The organism is Mycobacterium sp. NGS69 (genome assembly GCF_059812165.1).
In genome coordinates, this window is sequence record NZ_JCALCD010000003.1 from 610,783 (window position 1) to 627,325 (window position 16,543).

14 protein-coding genes are annotated in these 16,543 nt (G+C 69.7%); 5 read left to right on the forward strand and 9 right to left on the reverse strand.

Annotated elements, in window-relative coordinates; genetic code table 11:
- Positions 1 to 16: 16 nt before the first annotated feature.
- The gene (gene clpB / locus AC5Y2S_RS12290) at positions 17 to 2,563 is read right to left on the reverse strand and encodes an ATP-dependent chaperone ClpB (protein ID WP_499956407.1); all 2,547 of its coding nucleotides are present in this window, start codon (positions 2,561 to 2,563) and stop codon (positions 17 to 19) included.
- 144 nt (positions 2,564 to 2,707) lie between these two features.
- On the opposite strand from clpB, the gene AC5Y2S_RS12295 reads away from it, so the two are divergent.
- Both AC5Y2S_RS12295 and AC5Y2S_RS12300 read left to right on the forward strand, forming a co-directional pair.
- The gene (locus tag AC5Y2S_RS12295) at positions 2,708 to 3,868 is read left to right on the forward strand and encodes an FAD-binding oxidoreductase (protein WP_499956408.1); all 1,161 of its coding nucleotides are present in this window, start codon (positions 2,708 to 2,710) and stop codon (positions 3,866 to 3,868) included.
- A 13-nt stretch (positions 3,869 to 3,881) separates the two neighbouring features.
- Complete coding sequence (locus AC5Y2S_RS12300) at positions 3,882 to 4,772, forward strand: aldose 1-epimerase (RefSeq protein WP_499956409.1); 891 nt, start codon at positions 3,882 to 3,884, stop codon at positions 4,770 to 4,772.
- Positions 4,773 to 4,783: 11 nt separating this feature from the next.
- Here the strand turns inward: AC5Y2S_RS12300 and AC5Y2S_RS12305 are convergent, their stop codons facing one another.
- The 7 genes from AC5Y2S_RS12305 to AC5Y2S_RS12335 form a co-directional block, all read right to left on the reverse strand.
- Positions 4,784 to 5,305 carry a hypothetical protein gene (locus AC5Y2S_RS12305; protein WP_499956410.1) on the reverse strand — a complete coding sequence of 174 codons (522 nt, stop codon included), beginning with the start codon at positions 5,303 to 5,305 and terminating at the stop codon, positions 4,784 to 4,786.
- Between the two features lie 23 nt (positions 5,306 to 5,328).
- Entirely contained in the window at positions 5,329 to 6,495 is a 1,167-nt protein-coding gene (locus tag AC5Y2S_RS12310) for a PE family protein (protein WP_499956411.1), read from the reverse strand.
- Between the two features lie 76 nt (positions 6,496 to 6,571).
- Positions 6,572 to 6,964 (reverse strand): heat shock protein transcriptional repressor HspR, encoded by a 393-nt coding sequence (locus AC5Y2S_RS12315; RefSeq protein ID WP_499902995.1) that lies wholly within the window; start codon positions 6,962 to 6,964, stop codon positions 6,572 to 6,574.
- Positions 6,964 to 8,145, reverse strand: coding sequence for a molecular chaperone DnaJ (dnaJ, locus tag AC5Y2S_RS12320; RefSeq protein WP_499902994.1), 1,182 nt, complete (start codon positions 8,143 to 8,145; stop codon positions 6,964 to 6,966). Before dnaJ ends, AC5Y2S_RS12315 begins: the two co-directional genes overlap by 1 nt.
- 71 nt (positions 8,146 to 8,216) lie before the next feature.
- Positions 8,217 to 8,870, reverse strand: coding sequence for a nucleotide exchange factor GrpE (gene grpE / locus AC5Y2S_RS12325; RefSeq protein ID WP_499956412.1), 654 nt, complete (start codon positions 8,868 to 8,870; stop codon positions 8,217 to 8,219).
- The gene (dnaK, locus tag AC5Y2S_RS12330; protein WP_499956413.1) at positions 8,867 to 10,741 is read right to left on the reverse strand and encodes a molecular chaperone DnaK; all 1,875 of its coding nucleotides are present in this window, start codon (positions 10,739 to 10,741) and stop codon (positions 8,867 to 8,869) included. The genes grpE and dnaK overlap by 4 nt, the downstream gene beginning before the upstream one ends.
- Positions 10,742 to 10,994: 253 nt before the next feature.
- Positions 10,995 to 11,906 carry a LysR family transcriptional regulator gene (locus AC5Y2S_RS12335; RefSeq protein WP_499956414.1) on the reverse strand — a complete coding sequence of 304 codons (912 nt, stop codon included), beginning with the start codon at positions 11,904 to 11,906 and terminating at the stop codon, positions 10,995 to 10,997.
- Positions 11,907 to 12,034: 128 nt separating this feature from the next.
- Here AC5Y2S_RS12335 and AC5Y2S_RS12340 point away from each other — a divergent pair, with 128 nt between their 5' ends.
- The 3 genes from AC5Y2S_RS12340 (at position 12,035) to AC5Y2S_RS12350 (ending at position 16,011) form a co-directional block, all read left to right on the forward strand.
- Positions 12,035 to 13,525 (forward strand): aldehyde dehydrogenase family protein, encoded by a 1,491-nt coding sequence (locus AC5Y2S_RS12340; protein WP_499956415.1) that lies wholly within the window; start codon positions 12,035 to 12,037, stop codon positions 13,523 to 13,525.
- Positions 13,525 to 14,475 carry an amidohydrolase family protein gene (locus AC5Y2S_RS12345; protein WP_499956416.1) on the forward strand — a complete coding sequence of 317 codons (951 nt, stop codon included), beginning with the start codon at positions 13,525 to 13,527 and terminating at the stop codon, positions 14,473 to 14,475. Before AC5Y2S_RS12340 ends, AC5Y2S_RS12345 begins: the two co-directional genes overlap by 1 nt.
- Positions 14,476 to 14,556: 81 nt before the next feature.
- On the forward strand, positions 14,557 to 16,011 hold the full coding sequence (locus AC5Y2S_RS12350) for an amino acid permease (RefSeq protein ID WP_499956417.1): 1,455 nt from the start codon (positions 14,557 to 14,559) through the stop codon (positions 16,009 to 16,011).
- Here AC5Y2S_RS12350 and AC5Y2S_RS12355 read toward each other — a convergent pair.
- Positions 15,990 to 16,538 carry a nucleotidyltransferase family protein gene (locus AC5Y2S_RS12355; protein ID WP_499956418.1) on the reverse strand — a complete coding sequence of 183 codons (549 nt, stop codon included), beginning with the start codon at positions 16,536 to 16,538 and terminating at the stop codon, positions 15,990 to 15,992. The two genes, AC5Y2S_RS12350 and AC5Y2S_RS12355, sit on opposite strands and share 22 nt — an antisense overlap.
- Positions 16,539 to 16,543 lie beyond the last annotated feature (5 nt).

Consider the following 16,543-nt stretch of genomic DNA (forward strand, 5'->3'; position numbering starts at 1 on the left):
ACGTTCGAGCGGAGGCCTAACCCAGGATCAGCGAGTCGCCATCCGGGCTGACGTTGACCGGAACGGTGTCGCCGTCGTGCACCTCGCCGGCCAGCAACAGCTTCGCCAGCTGGTCGCCGATGGCCTGCTGGACGAGCCGGCGCAACGGCCGCGCGCCGTAGACCGGGTCGAACCCGCGCTGGGCCAGCCACTGCTTGGCCGGCAGCGACACCTCCAGCGTGAGCCGGCGCTGGGCCAGCCGCTTCTGCAGCTGGGCCAGCTGGATGTCGACGATGGACACCAGCTCGCCGGGTTCGAGGCCGTGGAAGATGATCACGTCGTCGAGCCGGTTGATGAACTCCGGCTTGAACGCCGAGCGCACCGCGGCCATCACCTGCTCCTCGCTGCCGCCCGACCCCAGGTTGGACGTCAGGATCAGGATGGTGTTGCGGAAGTCGACTGTGCGGCCCTGGCCGTCGGTGAGCCGGCCCTCGTCGAGCACCTGCAGCAGCACATCGAACACGTCCGGGTGCGCCTTCTCGATCTCGTCGAACAGGATCACCGTGTACGGACGCCGCCGCACCGCCTCGGTCAGCTGGCCGCCCTGGTCGTAGCCGATGTAGCCCGGAGGTGCGCCGACGAGCCGGGCCACCGAGTGCTTCTCGCCGTACTCGCTCATGTCGATGCGGACCATCGCGCGCTCGTCGTCGAACAGGAACTCCGCCAGCGCCTTGGCCAGCTCGGTCTTACCGACACCGGTCGGGCCCAGGAACATGAACGACCCGGTCGGCCGGTTGGGGTCGGCGACACCGGCCCGGCTGCGACGCACCGCGTCGGACACCGCCGTCACCGCCTTCTTCTGGCCGATGACGCGCTTGCCCAGCTCGTCCTCCATGCGCAGCAGCTTGGCGGTCTCGCCCTCGAGCATCCGGCCGGCGGGAATCCCGGTCCACGCCGACACCACGTCGGCGATGTCGTCGGGGCCAACCTCCTCCTTGAGCATCACGTTCTCGCGGGCCTCCGCGTGCGGGAGTGCGGCGTCGAGCTTCTTCTCCAGCTCCGGGATGCGCCCGTAGCGCAGCTCGGCGGCCTTGGCCAGGTCGCCGTCGCGCTCGGCGCGCTCGGACTCCCCGCGTAGGACGTCCAGCTGTTCCTTCAGCTCGCGCACGACGTCGATCGCGCTCTTTTCGTTCTGCCAGCGGGTGGTGAGCTCGGCCAGCTTCTCCTTCTGGTCGGCCAGCTCGGAGCGCAGCTTCTCCAGCCGCTCCTTGGACGCCTCGTCCTCTTCCTTGGCCAGCGCCATCTCCTCGATCTCGAGGCGGCGCACCAGCCGCTCGACCTCGTCGATCTCGACGGGCCGGGAGTCGATCTCCATCTTCAGCCGGCTGGCGGCCTCGTCGACCAGGTCGATGGCCTTGTCCGGCAGGAAGCGGGCGGTGATGTAGCGGTCGGACAGCGTGGCCGCGGCGACCAGGGCCGAGTCGGTGATGCGCACGCCGTGGTGCACCTCGTAGCGGTCCTTGAGCCCGCGCAGGATGCCGACGGTGTCCTCCACCGACGGCTCGCCGACCAGCACCTGCTGGAACCGGCGCTCCAGCGCGGCGTCCTTCTCGATGTACTTGCGGTACTCGTCGAGCGTGGTCGCGCCGACCAGCCGCAGCTCGCCGCGCGCCAGCATCGGCTTGATCATGTTGCCGGCGTCCATCGCGCCCTCGCCGGTCGCGCCGGCGCCGACGATGGTGTGCAGCTCGTCGATGAACGTGATGATCTGACCGGCGGAGTTCTTGATGTCGTCGAGCACGGCCTTCAGCCGCTCCTCGAACTCGCCGCGGTACTTGGCACCGGCCACCATCGAGCCCATATCCAGACTGATGACGGTCTTGTCGCGCAGGCTCTCCGGGACGTCGCCGGCCACGATGCGCTGGGCCAGACCCTCGACGATCGCGGTCTTGCCGACGCCGGGCTCGCCGATGAGCACCGGGTTGTTCTTGGTGCGCCGGCTCAAAACCTGCACCACGCGGCGGATCTCGTTGTCCCGCCCGATGACCGGGTCAAGCTTGCCCTCGCGGGCCCGGGCGGTCAGGTCGGTGGAGTACTTCTCCAGCGCCTGGTAGGTGGCCTCCGGCTCGGGGCTGGTGACCCGCGCGCTGCCGCGGACCTTAACGAACGCCTCGCGCAACGCCTGCGGGGAGGCGCCGTGGCCGGTCAGCAGCTTGGCGACGTCGGAGTCGCCGGTGGCCAGGCCGACCATCAGGTGTTCGGTGGAGACGTATTCGTCGTCCATCTCGGTGGCCAGCTGCTGGGCGGTGGTGATCGCCGCCAGCGATTCGCGCGACAGCTGCGGTTGCGAGCTGGCGCCGCTGGCCTGCGGGAGCTGGTCCAGGATGCGCTGCGCCTCGGCGCGGATGGTGGCGGGCTCGACGCCCACGGCCTCCAGCAGCGGCGCGGCGATCCCGTCGTTCTGCGTCAGCAGCGCCAACAGCAGATGGGCGGGCCGGATCTCCGGATTGCCGGCGGCCGAGGCCGCCTGCAGGGCCGAGGTCAGGGCCGCCTGCGTCTTGGTGGTCGGGTTGAAAGAGTCCACGACACCTCCGTTCGAGTACTTGGGTAAAAATGCTTGTCGGGTATTTCAACGCCGTCAAGGTTGAGTCTGTTCCGCTCAACTCTAGTGGATTTTGCGCATCTTGGAATAGAGGCTTAAGTCGCCAGCCCGTTTAAATTGGGGCCCGTGAGCCTGGAGGACCCCGACGCGTTGCGGGTGCTGCGCGACGCCTTCGCCCCGGGCTCCGACGCACTCGTCCGCCAGTTCTATACCCGCTGGTTCGCCCTCGACGTCTCGGTGCGCGACCTTTTCCCGCCCGAAATGGACGCCCAGCGGACCGCTTTTGCGCACGCCCTGCACTGGGTCTACGGGGAACTGGTCGAGCAGCGCGCGGCCGAGCCGGTGGCCTTCCTGGCCCAGCTCGGACGGGATCACCGCAAATTCGGCGTGCTGCCGAACCATTACGGCACCCTGCGTCGCGCCCTGTACGCGACGCTTCGTGACCGCCTCGGTGACGGGTGGACCGAGCCCGTCGCGGCGGCCGCCGATCAGTCGCTCAACCTGATCACCGGGGTGATGAGCGGGGCCGCCGCCGCCGAGCGGGGGCCGGCCTGGTGGGACGGCACGGTCATCGAGCACATGCGGGTGTCCCGGGACCTGGCCGTCGTGCGGCTGCAGCTCGACCGCCCGATGGACTACTACCCCGGCCAGTACGTCGACGCCCACGTTCCGCAGTGCCCGCGCCGGTGGCGCTACCTGAGCCCGGCGATCCCCGCCGACCCGGGCGGCGGGATCGAGTTCCACGTCCGCCAGGTGCCCGGCGGCCTGGTCAGCACCGCGATCGTCAACGAAACGCGGCCCGGGGACCGGTGGCGGCTGTCCAGCCCGCACGGCGGCCTGCGGGTCGACCGGGACGGCGAGGACGTGCTGATGGTCGCCGGCAGCACCGGGCTGGCGCCGCTGCGGGCGCTGATCATGGACCTGTCCCGCTACGCGGAAAACCCGCGGGTCCACCTCTTCTTCGGCGCCCGCTACCGCTGCGAGCTCTACGACTTGCCCACCCTGTGGCAGGTTGCCCAGCACAATCCGTGGCTGTCCGTCTCCCCGGTCTCGGAATACAGCCTGGACCCGTCATGGGCCGCCGACTATCCCGACGTCACGCCGCCGCGCGGCCTGCATGTGCGCCAGACCGGCCGCCTGCCCGACGTGGTGACAAAATACGGTGGCTGGGGCGACCGGCAGATCCTGATCTGCGGCGGGCCGGACATGGTCCGCGCCACCAAGGCCGCCCTGGTCGCCAAAGGTGCTCCGCCCGAACACATTCAGCACGACCCACTGTCCCGGTGAACCGAGGTAAGCCATGCAGATCGTGACCCTGACCGACCCGTCGTCGCCGGTGGCGGCGCAGTTCGTGCCCGAGGCGGGCATGATCGGCACGTCGCTGACCGACGCGGGCACCGAGCTGCTCGGCCAACGACGCGGCCTGCAGGCGTACGTCGAGGCGGGCAAGACGATGGGCATCCCGATCCTGTACCCGTGGGCAAATCGGTTGGGCGACAACACCTACACGGCCGAGAACGTGACGGTGACGCTGACGCCCGGGGAGAACGGCGTCCGTCCCGACCCCAACGGGTTGCCGATCCACGGCACCCTGGCCGCCTACCCGGGCTGGCGGGTGACGACGGAGTCGGGCAACGAGCTGACTGCCGAGGTGGATTTCGGCGCCGACCCGCGGTTGCTGGCCGGCTTTCCGTTCCCGCATGTGCTCACGGTGGCGGTGCGACTGGCCGACAGGGCGCTGACGGTGCGCACCACCGTCACCGCGACCGGCGACACCGCGGTTCCGCTGTGCTTCGGTTTCCATCCCTACCTGCACCTGCCCGGCGTTGCCCGCGGCGACTGGATGATCGAAACACCGCCGCTGCGGCACTTGCGGCTCGACGAGCGCGGCCTGCCCACCGGAGAATCCGAATCCCAGCCGGTTAGCGGACAACCCTTGGGCGACAAGGCTTTTGACGACGCCTACGACCAGGCCGGCGACGGCGCGGTTTTCGCGGTGTCCGGCGGCGGGCGGCGCGTGGAGGTGCACTTCGAGCGGGGCTATCCGGCGGCGCAGATCTTCGCCCCCCTCGCCAAGGATGTGGTGTGCTTCGAGCCGATGGCGGCGCCGACGGACGCGCTGCGCCGCGGCGGCTACCGGTGCGCGCGACCGGGCGCGCCGGCGGTCACGCAGTTCTCGATTCGGGTGTGAGCGAACATCTTTCACCACCGCAGCATCGGGAAGGGCCGCAGCGGGTGCCCGGCGGCGTAGCGGGTCAGCCCCTTGGCGAGGAACGCGTGGAAGCCACAATAAGGCAACTCGGCGACGACGGACCGGATGTCCGCGCGCCCGATCCCATCACGCAACAAGCCACGGCTCACGTCGATGCGGTCGGCTATCCGAAAGGTCTCGGCCATCCGGTCGTGCGACGGCCGCAGCCGGTGGTGTTCGACGATCAGCGTGCGCACGCCGTCGACGTTGTCGACGCCGAATTCCTCGGCGTGCGCCGCGGCCAGGGCGGCCGAGGGCTCCAGGTAGTCGAATGTGCCCGCGGTCCAGATGCCGAGATCGTGTGTGGCCCAGGCCAGGACGGCGAAATCCGGGACGGGACCGGCGAGCAGCCGTTGGTGATAGTTGATGCCGCGGTAGACGTGGTTGCGGTAGGCGGGCAGGTGCGCGCCCAGCTCGCGCCGGTATCGGTGTAGCAGCGTCTCGACGATCGGGTGCTCGGTGGTCACTTCCATGCCGTGACCGAGTTTAGGTGAACTCAGCCCGGTTGGCCCGGGGCGCCGTCGGCGCCGAACAGCTTCCCGCGAGTTCCCCCGGCACCACCCGCGCCGCCGAACGTGCCACCGTTGCCGCCGGGGCCACCGTTACCGATCCACGACGCGTCACCGCCGTTACCGCCCTGCCCGGCGAACGACCCCCCTGTGCCGATGGCGCCGCCGACGCCACCGGCACCGCCGTTGCCGATCGGCCCGGCCGTCCCGCCCGCGCCGCCGTGTCCGCCGTGACCGTCGTGCCCCGCGGCACCGCCCCCACCGCCGCTCCCGCCGTCACCGAAGAGCAGGCCGCCGTTGCCGCCGCCACCACCGGCGCCGCCGTCGTGGACGCTAGAGGCTGTATTGCCCGCGCCTCCGACGCCGCCGGCGCCGCCGGTGCCGAACAGCCCGGCACTGCCACCGTGGCCACCAGCGCCGCCGTTGCCTGGCGTCGAAATGGTGCTGGGGCCTCCGGCTCCGCCCGCGCCGCCGTTGCCGTAGATCAGCCCGCCCATGCCGCCGGCGCCGCCAGCTCCGCCGCCTATGGAGCCGTTGGGGCCGCCGCCGGCGCCACCCGCGCCGCCGACGCCGAACAGCCCGGCGTTTCCGCCCGCACCGCCGGCGCCGCCGAAACCGCCCGGTCCCCCTGCCCCGCCGTTGCCGATCAGCCCGCCGGCGCCACCATTCCCGCCGGCCACCCCGTTGTTCGTGCTTGCACCCCCGGCGCCGCCGTTGCCCCACAGGATTCCACCCGCGCCGCCGGGTTGCCCGACGCCGCCGACCGTTCCGCCGTTCGCGCCGTTACCGATCAGCGGGCGCCCCAGGAACAGTTGGGTCGGCGCGTTGATCGCGCCCAGCACCTCCTGCTCGATCGTTTGCAGCGGCGACGCGTTCGCGGCCTCGGCACCGGCGTACATGCTCGCCCCGGAGTTCAGCAGTTGGACGAATTGCTGGTGAAACCGTTGCGCCTGGACACCCAGCGCCTGATAGGCCTGCCCGTGCGCGCCGAACAGTGCGGCAATCGCCTCCGACACCTCGTCATTGCCCGCGGCCAGCAGTTGCGACGTCGGCGTCACGGCCGCGGCGTTCGCCGCATGTAGGGCGGAGCCGATGTTGGCCACGTCGGTGGCCGCCGCCGTTACGAATTCCGGGGTTACGAGCACGAGTGACATGGCCCCGACCATAAGGCGCGCGAAGCGGCTGCGAATCAGGGATTTCCCTACTCTTCGCGGCCCCCGCGGCGGTCGCCTAGCGCGGTTTTCGCGGTTGCCAGACCACCAGCGCGGTGCTCTTGGGCACCACCGCCAGGTCGCGGCGCTGGCCGGCGCGCACCTGTGCCAGCTCCTCGGTCAGCTCCTTCACGCGCGACTGCAGCGCCTCCACCTGGTTGGTCAGCTCGATGATGCGCTTGATGCCGGCCAGGTTGACGCCCTCGTCCTGCGACAGCCGCTGCACCTCGCGCAGCAGGTCCACGTCGTGCTCCGAATAACGGCGTCCCCCGCCGGAAGTGCGCCTCGGGCTCACCAGCCCGAGGCGGTCATAGGTGCGCAGCGTCTGCGCGTGCATGCCGGCCAGTTCGGCCGCCACCGAGATCAGGAAGGTCCGGGCCTCCTCCTTGGGGTTGCGAGAACCTCGGGCCATCAGCGATTGCCCGCCCATCCCGCGCGCGGGTCGAAACCACTGGATCGCTCGGCGGCCGCGTAGGCCTCCAGCGCCTCCTGGGCGGCGCCCTCCAGGTTCGGCGGCACGGACACTTTCACGGTGACCAGCAGGTCGCCGTTGCCGCCGCCGCGCTTGGGCACACCGCGTCCGCGTACCCGCAGGATGCGGCCGTCGGCGGTGCCCTTGGGCACCCGCACGCCGACCTTGCCGTCCAGCGTGGGAACCGAAAGCGTTGAGCCCAAAGCCAACTCGGTGAAGCTGACGGGGACGGTCACGGTGAGGTCGTCGCCGTCACGGCCGAACACCTTGTCCGGTCGCACATGCACGGTCACGTACAGGTCGCCCGACGGCGCGCCGCGCAACCCGGCCTCGCCCTGCCCGGGCAGCCGGATCCGCTGTCCGTCCTCGACGCCCGGCGGGATCCGCACGTTGATGGTGCGGGTGCGGGTCGTCACGCCGGTGCCTTTGCACTCGTCGCAGGGGTGCTCGATGATCGAGCCGCTGCCCCGGCAGTCGGCGCAGGGTTCGGAGAAGCCGAACGCTCCCTGGTTGCGGTTGATCACGCCCGCGCCGTTACAGCTGGGGCACACCTTCGGGCTGGTGCCCGGGCGCGCGCCGCTGCCATGGCAATTCGTGCACGGCGCCGGGCTGGTCAGCCGCAGCGGCATCGCCACGCCCTTGGCCGCCTCGACGAAATCGAGCTCGGTCTCGGTCTCCAGGTCGTTGCCGCGCCGCGGCCGGCTGGGACGCGGGCTCGCGCCGCCGCGTCCGAACAAGCCGCCGAACAGGTCGCCGATGTTGGCGCCGCCGCTTCGGCCGGCGGCGTCGAACAGGTCGCTGAGGTTGAACTCCGCGCCGTCGCCACCGACGTTGAAGCTGAAGCCGCTGCCACCGTCGAACCGGCGGCCGCCGAAACCGCCGCCGGCGAACAGGCGGCGGGTTTCGTCGTACTCCTTGCGCTTGGCCGGATCCGACAACACGTTGTGCGCCTCCGACACCGCCTTGAACCGTTCGCCGGCGGCCGGGTTGTCGGGGTTGGCGTCCGGATGCAGGTCGCGCGCCAGCTTGCGATACGCGCGCTTGATCTCTTCCGGGCTGGCGTCAGAGGAGACGCCCAGCTCCTTATAGAAGTCCTTTTCGACCCATTCACGCTGGGCCATGCCGCGTCACCCCCTCACCTTTCTCTATCTATTTGTCGTATGTGGTCGTTTTTCGTATGTGATTGTGGTGCTTACTCACCGGAGCCGTCGGCGTTATCGGCCGTGTCGGACGGGTGCGTTTCGGCGGCGACCGCTTCTTCGCCGTCTCCCGGCCCGGTTTCCGCGACGGTGTCGACGACCCCCACCAGGGCGTGCCGCAGCACCTGGTCGCCCAGTTTGTAGCCCTGCCGCATGACCGTGCCGATCACCGGCTTGGAGCCGTCGGCGCCGTCGCCCTCGTGCTGCACGGCCTCGTGCAGCACCGGGTCGAAGTCCTCGCCCTCCGCGCCGAACGCCGTGAGGCCGAGGCCGGTCAGGGCGCCTTCCAGTTTGTCGGCGACCGACTTCAACGGGCCGGACTCCAGGTCGCCGTGCTTGCGGGCCCGATCGAGATCGTCCAGCACGCCGAGCAATTGGCTGACCACGGCGGCCTTGGCCCGGTCCGCGGCGGCCTGCTGGTCGCGCAGTGCCCGCTTACGGTAGTTGGCGAAGTCGGCCTGTACCCGTTGCAGATCGCCGAGCAGTTCGGCCGCCTTGCCGGCCTCCTCCGGGCTTTCGCCGGCGAACGCCCCCGGCGCCGACCCGCTGGGGGTCGGGCCGGAAGCGCCGTGCCGTACTTCGCCGGTCTCGGGATCGATCCGCCGCTTGTCGGTGACCGTTACCTGTTCCGGGTTGCCCTCCGTCACTTGGCCTCCCGGTCGTCGTCGACCACCTCCGCGTCCACGACGTCATCGGCCGAGCCGGACGCGCCGCCGGGCTCGCCGGGGCCTCCAGGCCCACCGGCCTGGGCAGATTCCGCCTGGGTGGCCTCGTAGATGGCCTGGCCAAGCGCCTGGGACTCCTGGCCCAGCTTCTCCATCGCCGACTTGATCGCGGAGATGTCGGTGCCACCGAGCGCCGACTTGGCCTCGGCCACCGCGGCATCCACCTTGTTCAGCGTGTCCTCGGGGACCTTCGAACCGCCCTCGGCCTCGCGCTGATCCTTGACGAACTTCTCCGTCTGGTAGACCAGCGTCTCGGCCTGGTTGCGGATGTCGGCCTCCTCGCGGCGCTGACGGTCCTCCTCGGCGTGCGCCTCGGCGTCCTTGATCATCCGGTCGATCTCCTCCTTGGACAGGCCGGAGCCCTCCTGGATCTTGATCGTGTTCTCCTTGCCGGTGCCCTTGTCCTTGGCCGTGACGTGCACGATGCCGTTGGCGTCGATGTCGAAGGTGACCTCGATCTGCGGGACGCCGCGCGGGGCCGGCGGGATGCCGGTCAGCTCGAAGGAGCCGAGCAGCTTGTTGTGCGAGGCGATTTCGCGCTCACCCTGGTAGACCTGGATCTGCACGGACGGCTGATTGTCGTCGGCCGTGGTGAAGGTCTCCGACCGCTTCGTCGGGATCGTGGTGTTGCGCTCGATGAGCTTGGTCATCACGCCACCCTTGGTCTCGATACCGAGGCTCAGCGGCGTAACGTCAAGCAGCAGAACGTCTTTCACCTCACCCTTGAGCACACCGGCCTGCAGCGCGGCGCCCACGGCAACCACCTCGTCGGGGTTGACGCCCTTGTTGGGCTCCTTGCCGCCGGTGAGTTCCTTGACCAGCTCGGTCACCGCGGGCATGCGGGTGGAACCGCCCACCAGCACGACGTGGTCGATGTCGGACACCGAGATGCCGGCGTCGGAGATCACCGACTTGAACGGCTGACGGGTGCGGTCCAGCAGGTCCTGGGTGATCTTCTGGAACTCGGCGCGGGTCAGCTGCTCGTCGAGGAACAGCGGGTTCTTGTCCGCGTCGACAGTGATGTAGGGCAGGTTGATCGAGGTGCTCTGCGAGCTCGAGAGCTCGATCTTGGCCTTCTCGGCGGCCTCACGCAGCCGCTGCATCGCCATCTTGTCCTTGGTGAGGTCGATGCCGCTGGTGCCCTTGAACTTGTCGACGAGCCATTCGACGACGCGGTCGTCCCAGTCGTCGCCACCGAGGTGGTTGTCACCGCTGGTGGCGCGGACCTCGACCACGCCCTCGCCGATCTCGAGCAGCGAGACGTCGAAGGTGCCGCCACCGAGGTCGAAGACCAGGATGGTCTGCTCCTTCTCGCCCTTGTCCAGGCCGTAGGCCAGCGCCGCGGCGGTGGGCTCGTTGACGATGCGCAGCACGTTCAGGCCGGCGATCTGGCCGGCCTCCTTGGTCGCCTGGCGCTGGGCGTCGTTGAAGTACGCGGGCACGGTGATGACCGCGTCGGTGATGTCCTCACCGAGGTAGGCCTCCGCGTCGCGCTTCAGCTTCATCAGCACGCGGGCGCTGATCTCCTGCGCCGTGTACTTCTTGTCATCGATCTCCACGGACCAATCGGTGCCCATGTGCCGCTTCACCGAACGGATGGTGCGGTCGACGTTGGTCACCGCCTGGTTCTTGGCGGGCTGGCCGACCAGCACTTCACCGTTGCGCGCGAACGCGACGATCGACGGCGTGGTCCGCGAACCCTCGGAGTTCGCGACGACGACCGGGTCGCCGCCTTCGAGAACCGAGACGACTGAGTTGGTGGTCCCGAGGTCGATACCGACCGCACGAGCCATAGTGATTCCTCCTGATTACGTAGAGCTTCTTTGGTGCCACTATGCTGAGTGAACCCCGCTCAAGCCTGCCCTCGCGGGCATCCTGGTGTCAACCCAGCCTTGAGTCTGTTTCGCTCAACTTGTCGACCATGCTAACGGCGGGCGCGCGCGTCTTGTTCCCGGGGCGGTCGTTGCGTGTGAATTGACGGCTTTGCGTGGTGCGCCAGGGTCGAAAATGCCCCGGATTCCCGCCGTCAGCTCACACCGAAGGCCGTCAGCTCACACTCGGCTCCGGCCCCGGGATCATCTCCTCGATCAGCGAGAACACGGCGCGGGTGGCGGCGCCGGGCGGGCGCAGCGCCGACCTCGCGACATACAGGCGCCAACACAGGTCGTAGCCGGAGATCCGCAGCGTCGCCAGGCCGTCGTCGCCGATCTCGTCGAGGATGAACCGGCTCAAGAAGCCGACGCCGAGGCCGTTGCGGACGTGGGTCGCGGTGGTGGCGATGTCGGCGACCTCGAGGGCGACCGTGCGCTGCACCCCGGCCGCGGCGAAGGCCCGGTCGACCACGGCACGGTTGCCGTAGCCGGGCGGGCCGTCGACGAACGACATCCCGGCCAGCTCGGCCAATGACACCGAATCCCGTCCGGCGAGCGGGTGATCCGCGGGGACGACCAACAGCAGCGGAAACGCGGCGACGAGCCGGGTGTGCAGGTCGGCCGGGGCGCCGTCGGGGAAAACGAGGAGCGCGACGTCGAGGCTGCCGTCGCGGAGCTGCTGCGCCAGGCCCGCCGAACCGGCCCGGGCGAAACGAATTTGGACCAGCACGCCGGGATGCCGAGCACGCAGCTCGGCCAGCAGCGTCGGCAGGTCGATGTTGTTGATCGACATCAACGTCCCCAGCCTCACGGTGCCGCGGACGGCCCCGACCGTGGCGGCGACGGACTCCCTGGCCGCGCGGGCGGCCTCGATGGTGGCGCGGGCGTGGGGCTCCAGCTCGAGTCCCGCCGGGGTGAGCGTCACCCCCGCCGGCCCCCGGACGAACAACTCCGCGCCGAGTTCGCGTTCGAGGGCCTTGATCGTCGCGGACACTCCGGACTGGACGACGTGCAGCCTTTTGGCGGCGCGAGTGAAGCTGAGGGTGTCCGCGACAGCGAGAAAATACTCGAACTGGCGAAGCTCCACCGAGCCATTATCACCGCCGGTGATTGCTCCCATCAGGAATTTTTGTTGGCTTCTGACGGCTGGGCCAATTTACGGTTCGCAATTGGGTCGCGTCGATCCCAACCCCCTTCAATTGGACGGTGCGCTTTATGAGTTTGCAGGGCCCCACCCTGACCAGAACCCGGACCCGGTGGTCCTCGGCGTCCACCGACGACCAGTTCGTCGTGCAGAACCCCGCGACCGGGCAGACAGTGACGGTCGTCCAGGGCGCCGGGCCGGACGAGGTGGACCAGGCCGTCCGCCGCGCGCACGCCGCGCACCTGCGCTGGAAGCAACGCCCCGCGCGCGAGCGCGGCCGATACCTGCGCCAGGTCGCCGACGTGATCCGCGCCCACGCCGACGAGATCGCCGCGCTCGAGACGCTGGAGATGGGCAAGCCGATCACCCAGGCCCGCAACTTCGACGTGGAAGCCGCGATCGCCATCTTCGAGTACTTCGGCGCCATGGTGGAGGCGTTGCCCAGCCAGGCCCGCGACTACGGCCCCGTCCTGGACGTCACCACGCTGGAGCCGTACGGGGTGATCGCGGGCATCGTCCCGTTCAACTGGCCGCCCATCCACACCGCCGGCAAGGTCGCGCCGGCACTGGCGGTCGGCAACGCCGTCGTGCTCAAACCGCCGGAGCAGACGCCCTCGGTGGTGTTGCGGATGGTCGAGCTGATCCAGTCGGTCCTGCCGGACGGTGTGGTGCAGGCCGTGCCGGGCCGGGGCGAGGTGGGCGCCGCGCTGGCCGGGCACCGGTTGGTCGGCAAGGTGTCGTTCACCGGGTCGCCGCGGACGGGCGCGGCGGTGCTGCGCACCGCGGCCGGCAACCTCACCCCGACGCTGATGGAGCTGGGCGGGAAGAACCCGCTGGTGGTTTTCGACGACGCCAACCTGCACGAGGCGCTGCTGGCCGCGGTCGACGGCGGCTTCTTCAATCAGGGCGAGGCGTGCACCGCGGCGTCGCGAATCCTGGTGCACGACAGCGTCTATGCCGAGTTCGAGGCGAAGTTGTGCGCCGCGGTGGGCCGGCTGCGGGTGGGCGACGGCGCCGACCCGGCGACCGATGTCGGCCCGTTGGCCACCCGCAAGCAGCAGAACCAGGTCCTCGACTACCTGCGGATCGGCGTGGCCGAAGGCGCCCACATCGCCGCTCAGGCGCCGCTGCCCGACGATCCCCGATTGGCCGACGGCTTCTACGTCGCGCCAACGGTCCTCACCGGCGTCACCCCCACCATGCGGGTGGCCCGCGACGAGATCTTCGGCCCGGTGGTCACCCTCATGCCGTTCAGCGACGAGGACGAGGCGGTGCGCATCGCCAACGCCACGCCGTTCGGATTGGTCGCGGCGGTGTTCACCCAGGACAGCGACCGGGCGCTGCGGGTGAGCCGGCGGATCCGCGCCGGCGCCGTCTTCGTCAACAACTATCACCGCATCGCCATCGGCACCGGTTTCGGCGGCGTCGGCCACAGCGGGTTCGGACGCGAGCATGCCCGGGAGACCCTGGCGGAGTACGGGTACACCAAGACGATCCGGCTGGCCGCCGACCGCGACGAGCTGACGTACTGGAGTGCCGCGGCCCGGGTGCTGGCCGGCTGATGCGGACGATAGCTCTCGAAGAGCATTACGCCACAACGGAATTCCTGAAGGGGCCGGGCCGCTGGCTGGCGTCGCGCGAAGGCATCGTCGAACCGATCAGCGACCTGGGCGACGGCCGGATCGCGGCGATGGACGACGCCGGCGTCGACGTGGCGGTGCTGTCGCTGGCCGCGCCGGGCGTCGAACAGCTGGACGGGCCGCACGCCGTTCGGCTGGCCCGTGAGTGCAACGACGAGCTCGCAAAGGCGGTGGGGCGGTACCCGGACCGGCTGGCGGGCTTCGCCGCCGTGCCGATCAGCGCACCCGCGGAGGCCGCCGACGAACTCGAGCGGGCCGTACGCGAGCACGGTTTTGTCGGCGCGGTGATCAACGGGCACAGCCAGGGCGTCTACCTGGACGACCTGTTCTTCGACCCGGTCCTGTCGCGCGCGGCCGCGCTGCGGGTGCCGATCTATCTGCACCCGACCATCCCGCCGGCCGGCGTCATCGAGTCCAGCTACGCGGGATTCGCTGACGAGGTCACGTTTGCCCTCGCGACCGTCGGCTGGGGCTGGCACATCAACACGGCAACCCATGTCCTGCGGTTGATTCTCGGCGGCGTGTTCGACCGGTACCCGTCGTTGCAGGTCGTCATCGGGCACATGGGCGAGGCGATCCCGTTCATGCTGCCCCGGTTCGACGCGACGTTGAAACCCCAACTGACCGGCCTGCGGCATCCCGTCAGCACCTATCTCAGGCGAAACCTCAACTACACGTTCGCCAACTTCAACGACGAGGCCACCTACGCCAACCTGGTCGCGCAGGTGGGCATCGGGCGGGTGTGCTTTTCGGCCGACTACCCGTTCGGGTCGATGCGTGCCGCCCGGGACTTCCTCGACGGGCTGCCGCTGGGCGACGACGACCGGGCGCTGATCAGTCACCGCAACGCCGAGCGGTTGCTGGGCCTGTAAAACTTCGCCGATTGTTGGTGGGCACGCGGCGCGCTCATCGGTTAGCCTGAGCGTTCCCGGGGCCACCACGGCAGGAGCTCGATGTCACCGTCAGACAGTGCCGCCGAGCGGCTCGCCCGCGAGGACGAGGGCTATCACAAGAGCCTCAAGAACCGCCAGATTCAGATGATCGCCCTCGGCGGCGCCATCGGCACCGGGCTCTTCCTCGGCGCCGGCGGACGGCTGGCCTCGGCGGGGCCCGGGCTGTTCCTGGTCTACGGGATCTGCGGCATCTTCGTGTTTCTGATCCTGCGCGCGCTCGGCGAGCTCGTGCTGTACCGCCCGTCGTCGGGATCGTTCGTGTCGTACTCCCGCGAATTCTTCGGCGAGAAGCTGGCTTACGTCGCCGGCTGGATGTACGTCCTGAACTGGTCGATGACGGGGATCGTGGACACCACCGCGATCGCGCACTACTGCCACTACTGGGCGATCTTCCACGCCGTCCCGCAATGGACCATCGCGTTGGTCGCGCTGCTGGTGGTGCTGTCGATGAACCTGATCTCGGTCAAGGCCTTCGGCGAGCTGGAGTTCTGGGCGTCGTTGATCAAGGTGCTGGCGCTGGTCACGTTCCTCGTCGTCGGCACGGTCTTTCTGGTCGGGCGCTTCAAGATCGACGGTCACGACGCCGGCACGGGCCTGTGGGACACCCATGGCGGGCTCGTGCCCAAGGGGTTGCTGCCCCTGGTCCTGGTCACCTCGGGAGTGGTATTCGCCTACGCCGCCATCGAACTCGTCGGCATCGCGGCTGGGGAAACGGCCAACCCCGAGAAGGTGATGCCGCGCGCGATCAACTCGGTGGTGTTCCGCATCGCGGTTTTCTACATCGGGTCCACGGTCCTGCTGGGCCTGCTGCTGCCCTACACCGCCTACAAGGCCAACGTCAGCCCGTTCGTCACATTCTTCTCCAAAGCCGGTGTCAGCGGGGCGGGCAGCGTGATGAACGTGGTGGTGCTGACCGCCGCGCTGTCGAGCTTGAACGCCGGACTGTATTCCACCGGCCGCATCCTGCGGTCGATGGCGATCAACGGCAGCGGCCCGAAGTTCACCGCGCCGATGTCGAAGCGTGGCGTGCCGTACCGCGGGATCCTGCTCACCAGCGCCGTGGGTTTGTTGGGCATCGTGCTCAACGCCGTCAAGCCCAGCCAGGCGTTCGAAATCGTGCTGCACATCGCGGCGATCGGCATCGTGTTCGCCTGGGGCACGATCGTGGCGAGCCAGCTGCGGTTCCACTATCTGGCCAAGGCCGGGCTGGTGCAACGGCCCAAGTTCCGGATGCCGCTGTCGCCGTACAGCGGCTACCTCACGCTGGCGTTCCTGGTCGGCGTGGTGGTCCTGATGTTCTTCGACAAGGTGCAGGGCCCCTACCTGATCGGCGCGACCGTCGTCGGCGTTCCCGCGCTCATCGGCGGTTGGTTCCTGGTTCGCCATCGGGTCACGGCCGCCGCGCAAGACACCGCCGTGCCGGCCTCACCCGCTCAGGGTTCGTCGATGTCCTGACCGCCGGCGAGGTCGCCGCAGTCGACGGCCTCGACGTCGGGCCGGCCGCGCAGGTACTCGCCCGCGCCCCGATCCCCCTTTAGTTGCTTGAGCACGCCCGGCCAGTGCCGGCTCGCGATGACCACCGGATGGCCCGGCCGGTCGCCGAACTGAGCGCGGGCCAGGCCACTGCCGGACGCCCGGGCGCGGCCGAGGACGCGTGCCACCACGTCGGGACCGACGTCGGGGGTGTCGACGACGTGCAACACCGCGAAATCCGCGCGCAGGCCGTCCGCCGCGGCCAGGCCGGCGCGCACAGAGGCGCTCAGCCCGTCGCGCCAGTCGGGCGCGACGACCGCGGTCACCCCGGGCCGCCCTGCCACCTCTGCGGCGCCCAAGACCAGGACGACGTCGGCGCAGCCACCGACTTGGAGCGCGTGGACGGCGGCGTCCAGCCAGCCGTCCACCAGCACCTTCGGCCGCCCGTAACGCCGCCCCTCGCCCGCGGCCAGCAGGACGCCGACGGCCCTCGACTGCGATAACGCCACTCTCC

What these genes read in the sequence shown, in the direction of transcription:
- dnaK (WP_499956413.1), bottom strand. Translation starts at nt 10,741, where the DNA reads ATGGCTCGTGCGGTCGGTATCGACCTCGGGACCACCAACTCAGTCGTC.
- AC5Y2S_RS12310 (WP_499956411.1), bottom strand. Translation starts at nt 6,495, where the DNA reads ATGTCACTCGTGCTCGTAACCCCGGAATTCGTAACGGCGGCGGCCACC.
- dnaJ (WP_499902994.1), bottom strand. Translation starts at nt 8,145, where the DNA reads ATGGCCCAGCGTGAATGGGTCGAAAAGGACTTCTATAAGGAGCTGGGC.
- AC5Y2S_RS12340 (WP_499956415.1), top strand. Translation starts at nt 12,035, where the DNA reads ATGAGTTTGCAGGGCCCCACCCTGACCAGAACCCGGACCCGGTGGTCC.
- AC5Y2S_RS12345 (WP_499956416.1), top strand. Translation starts at nt 13,525, where the DNA reads ATGCGGACGATAGCTCTCGAAGAGCATTACGCCACAACGGAATTCCTG.
- AC5Y2S_RS12350 (WP_499956417.1), top strand. Translation starts at nt 14,557, where the DNA reads ATGTCACCGTCAGACAGTGCCGCCGAGCGGCTCGCCCGCGAGGACGAG.
- AC5Y2S_RS12315 (WP_499902995.1), bottom strand. Translation starts at nt 6,964, where the DNA reads ATGGCCCGAGGTTCTCGCAACCCCAAGGAGGAGGCCCGGACCTTCCTG.
- AC5Y2S_RS12300 (WP_499956409.1), top strand. Translation starts at nt 3,882, where the DNA reads ATGCAGATCGTGACCCTGACCGACCCGTCGTCGCCGGTGGCGGCGCAG.
- AC5Y2S_RS12305 (WP_499956410.1), bottom strand. Translation starts at nt 5,305, where the DNA reads ATGGAAGTGACCACCGAGCACCCGATCGTCGAGACGCTGCTACACCGA.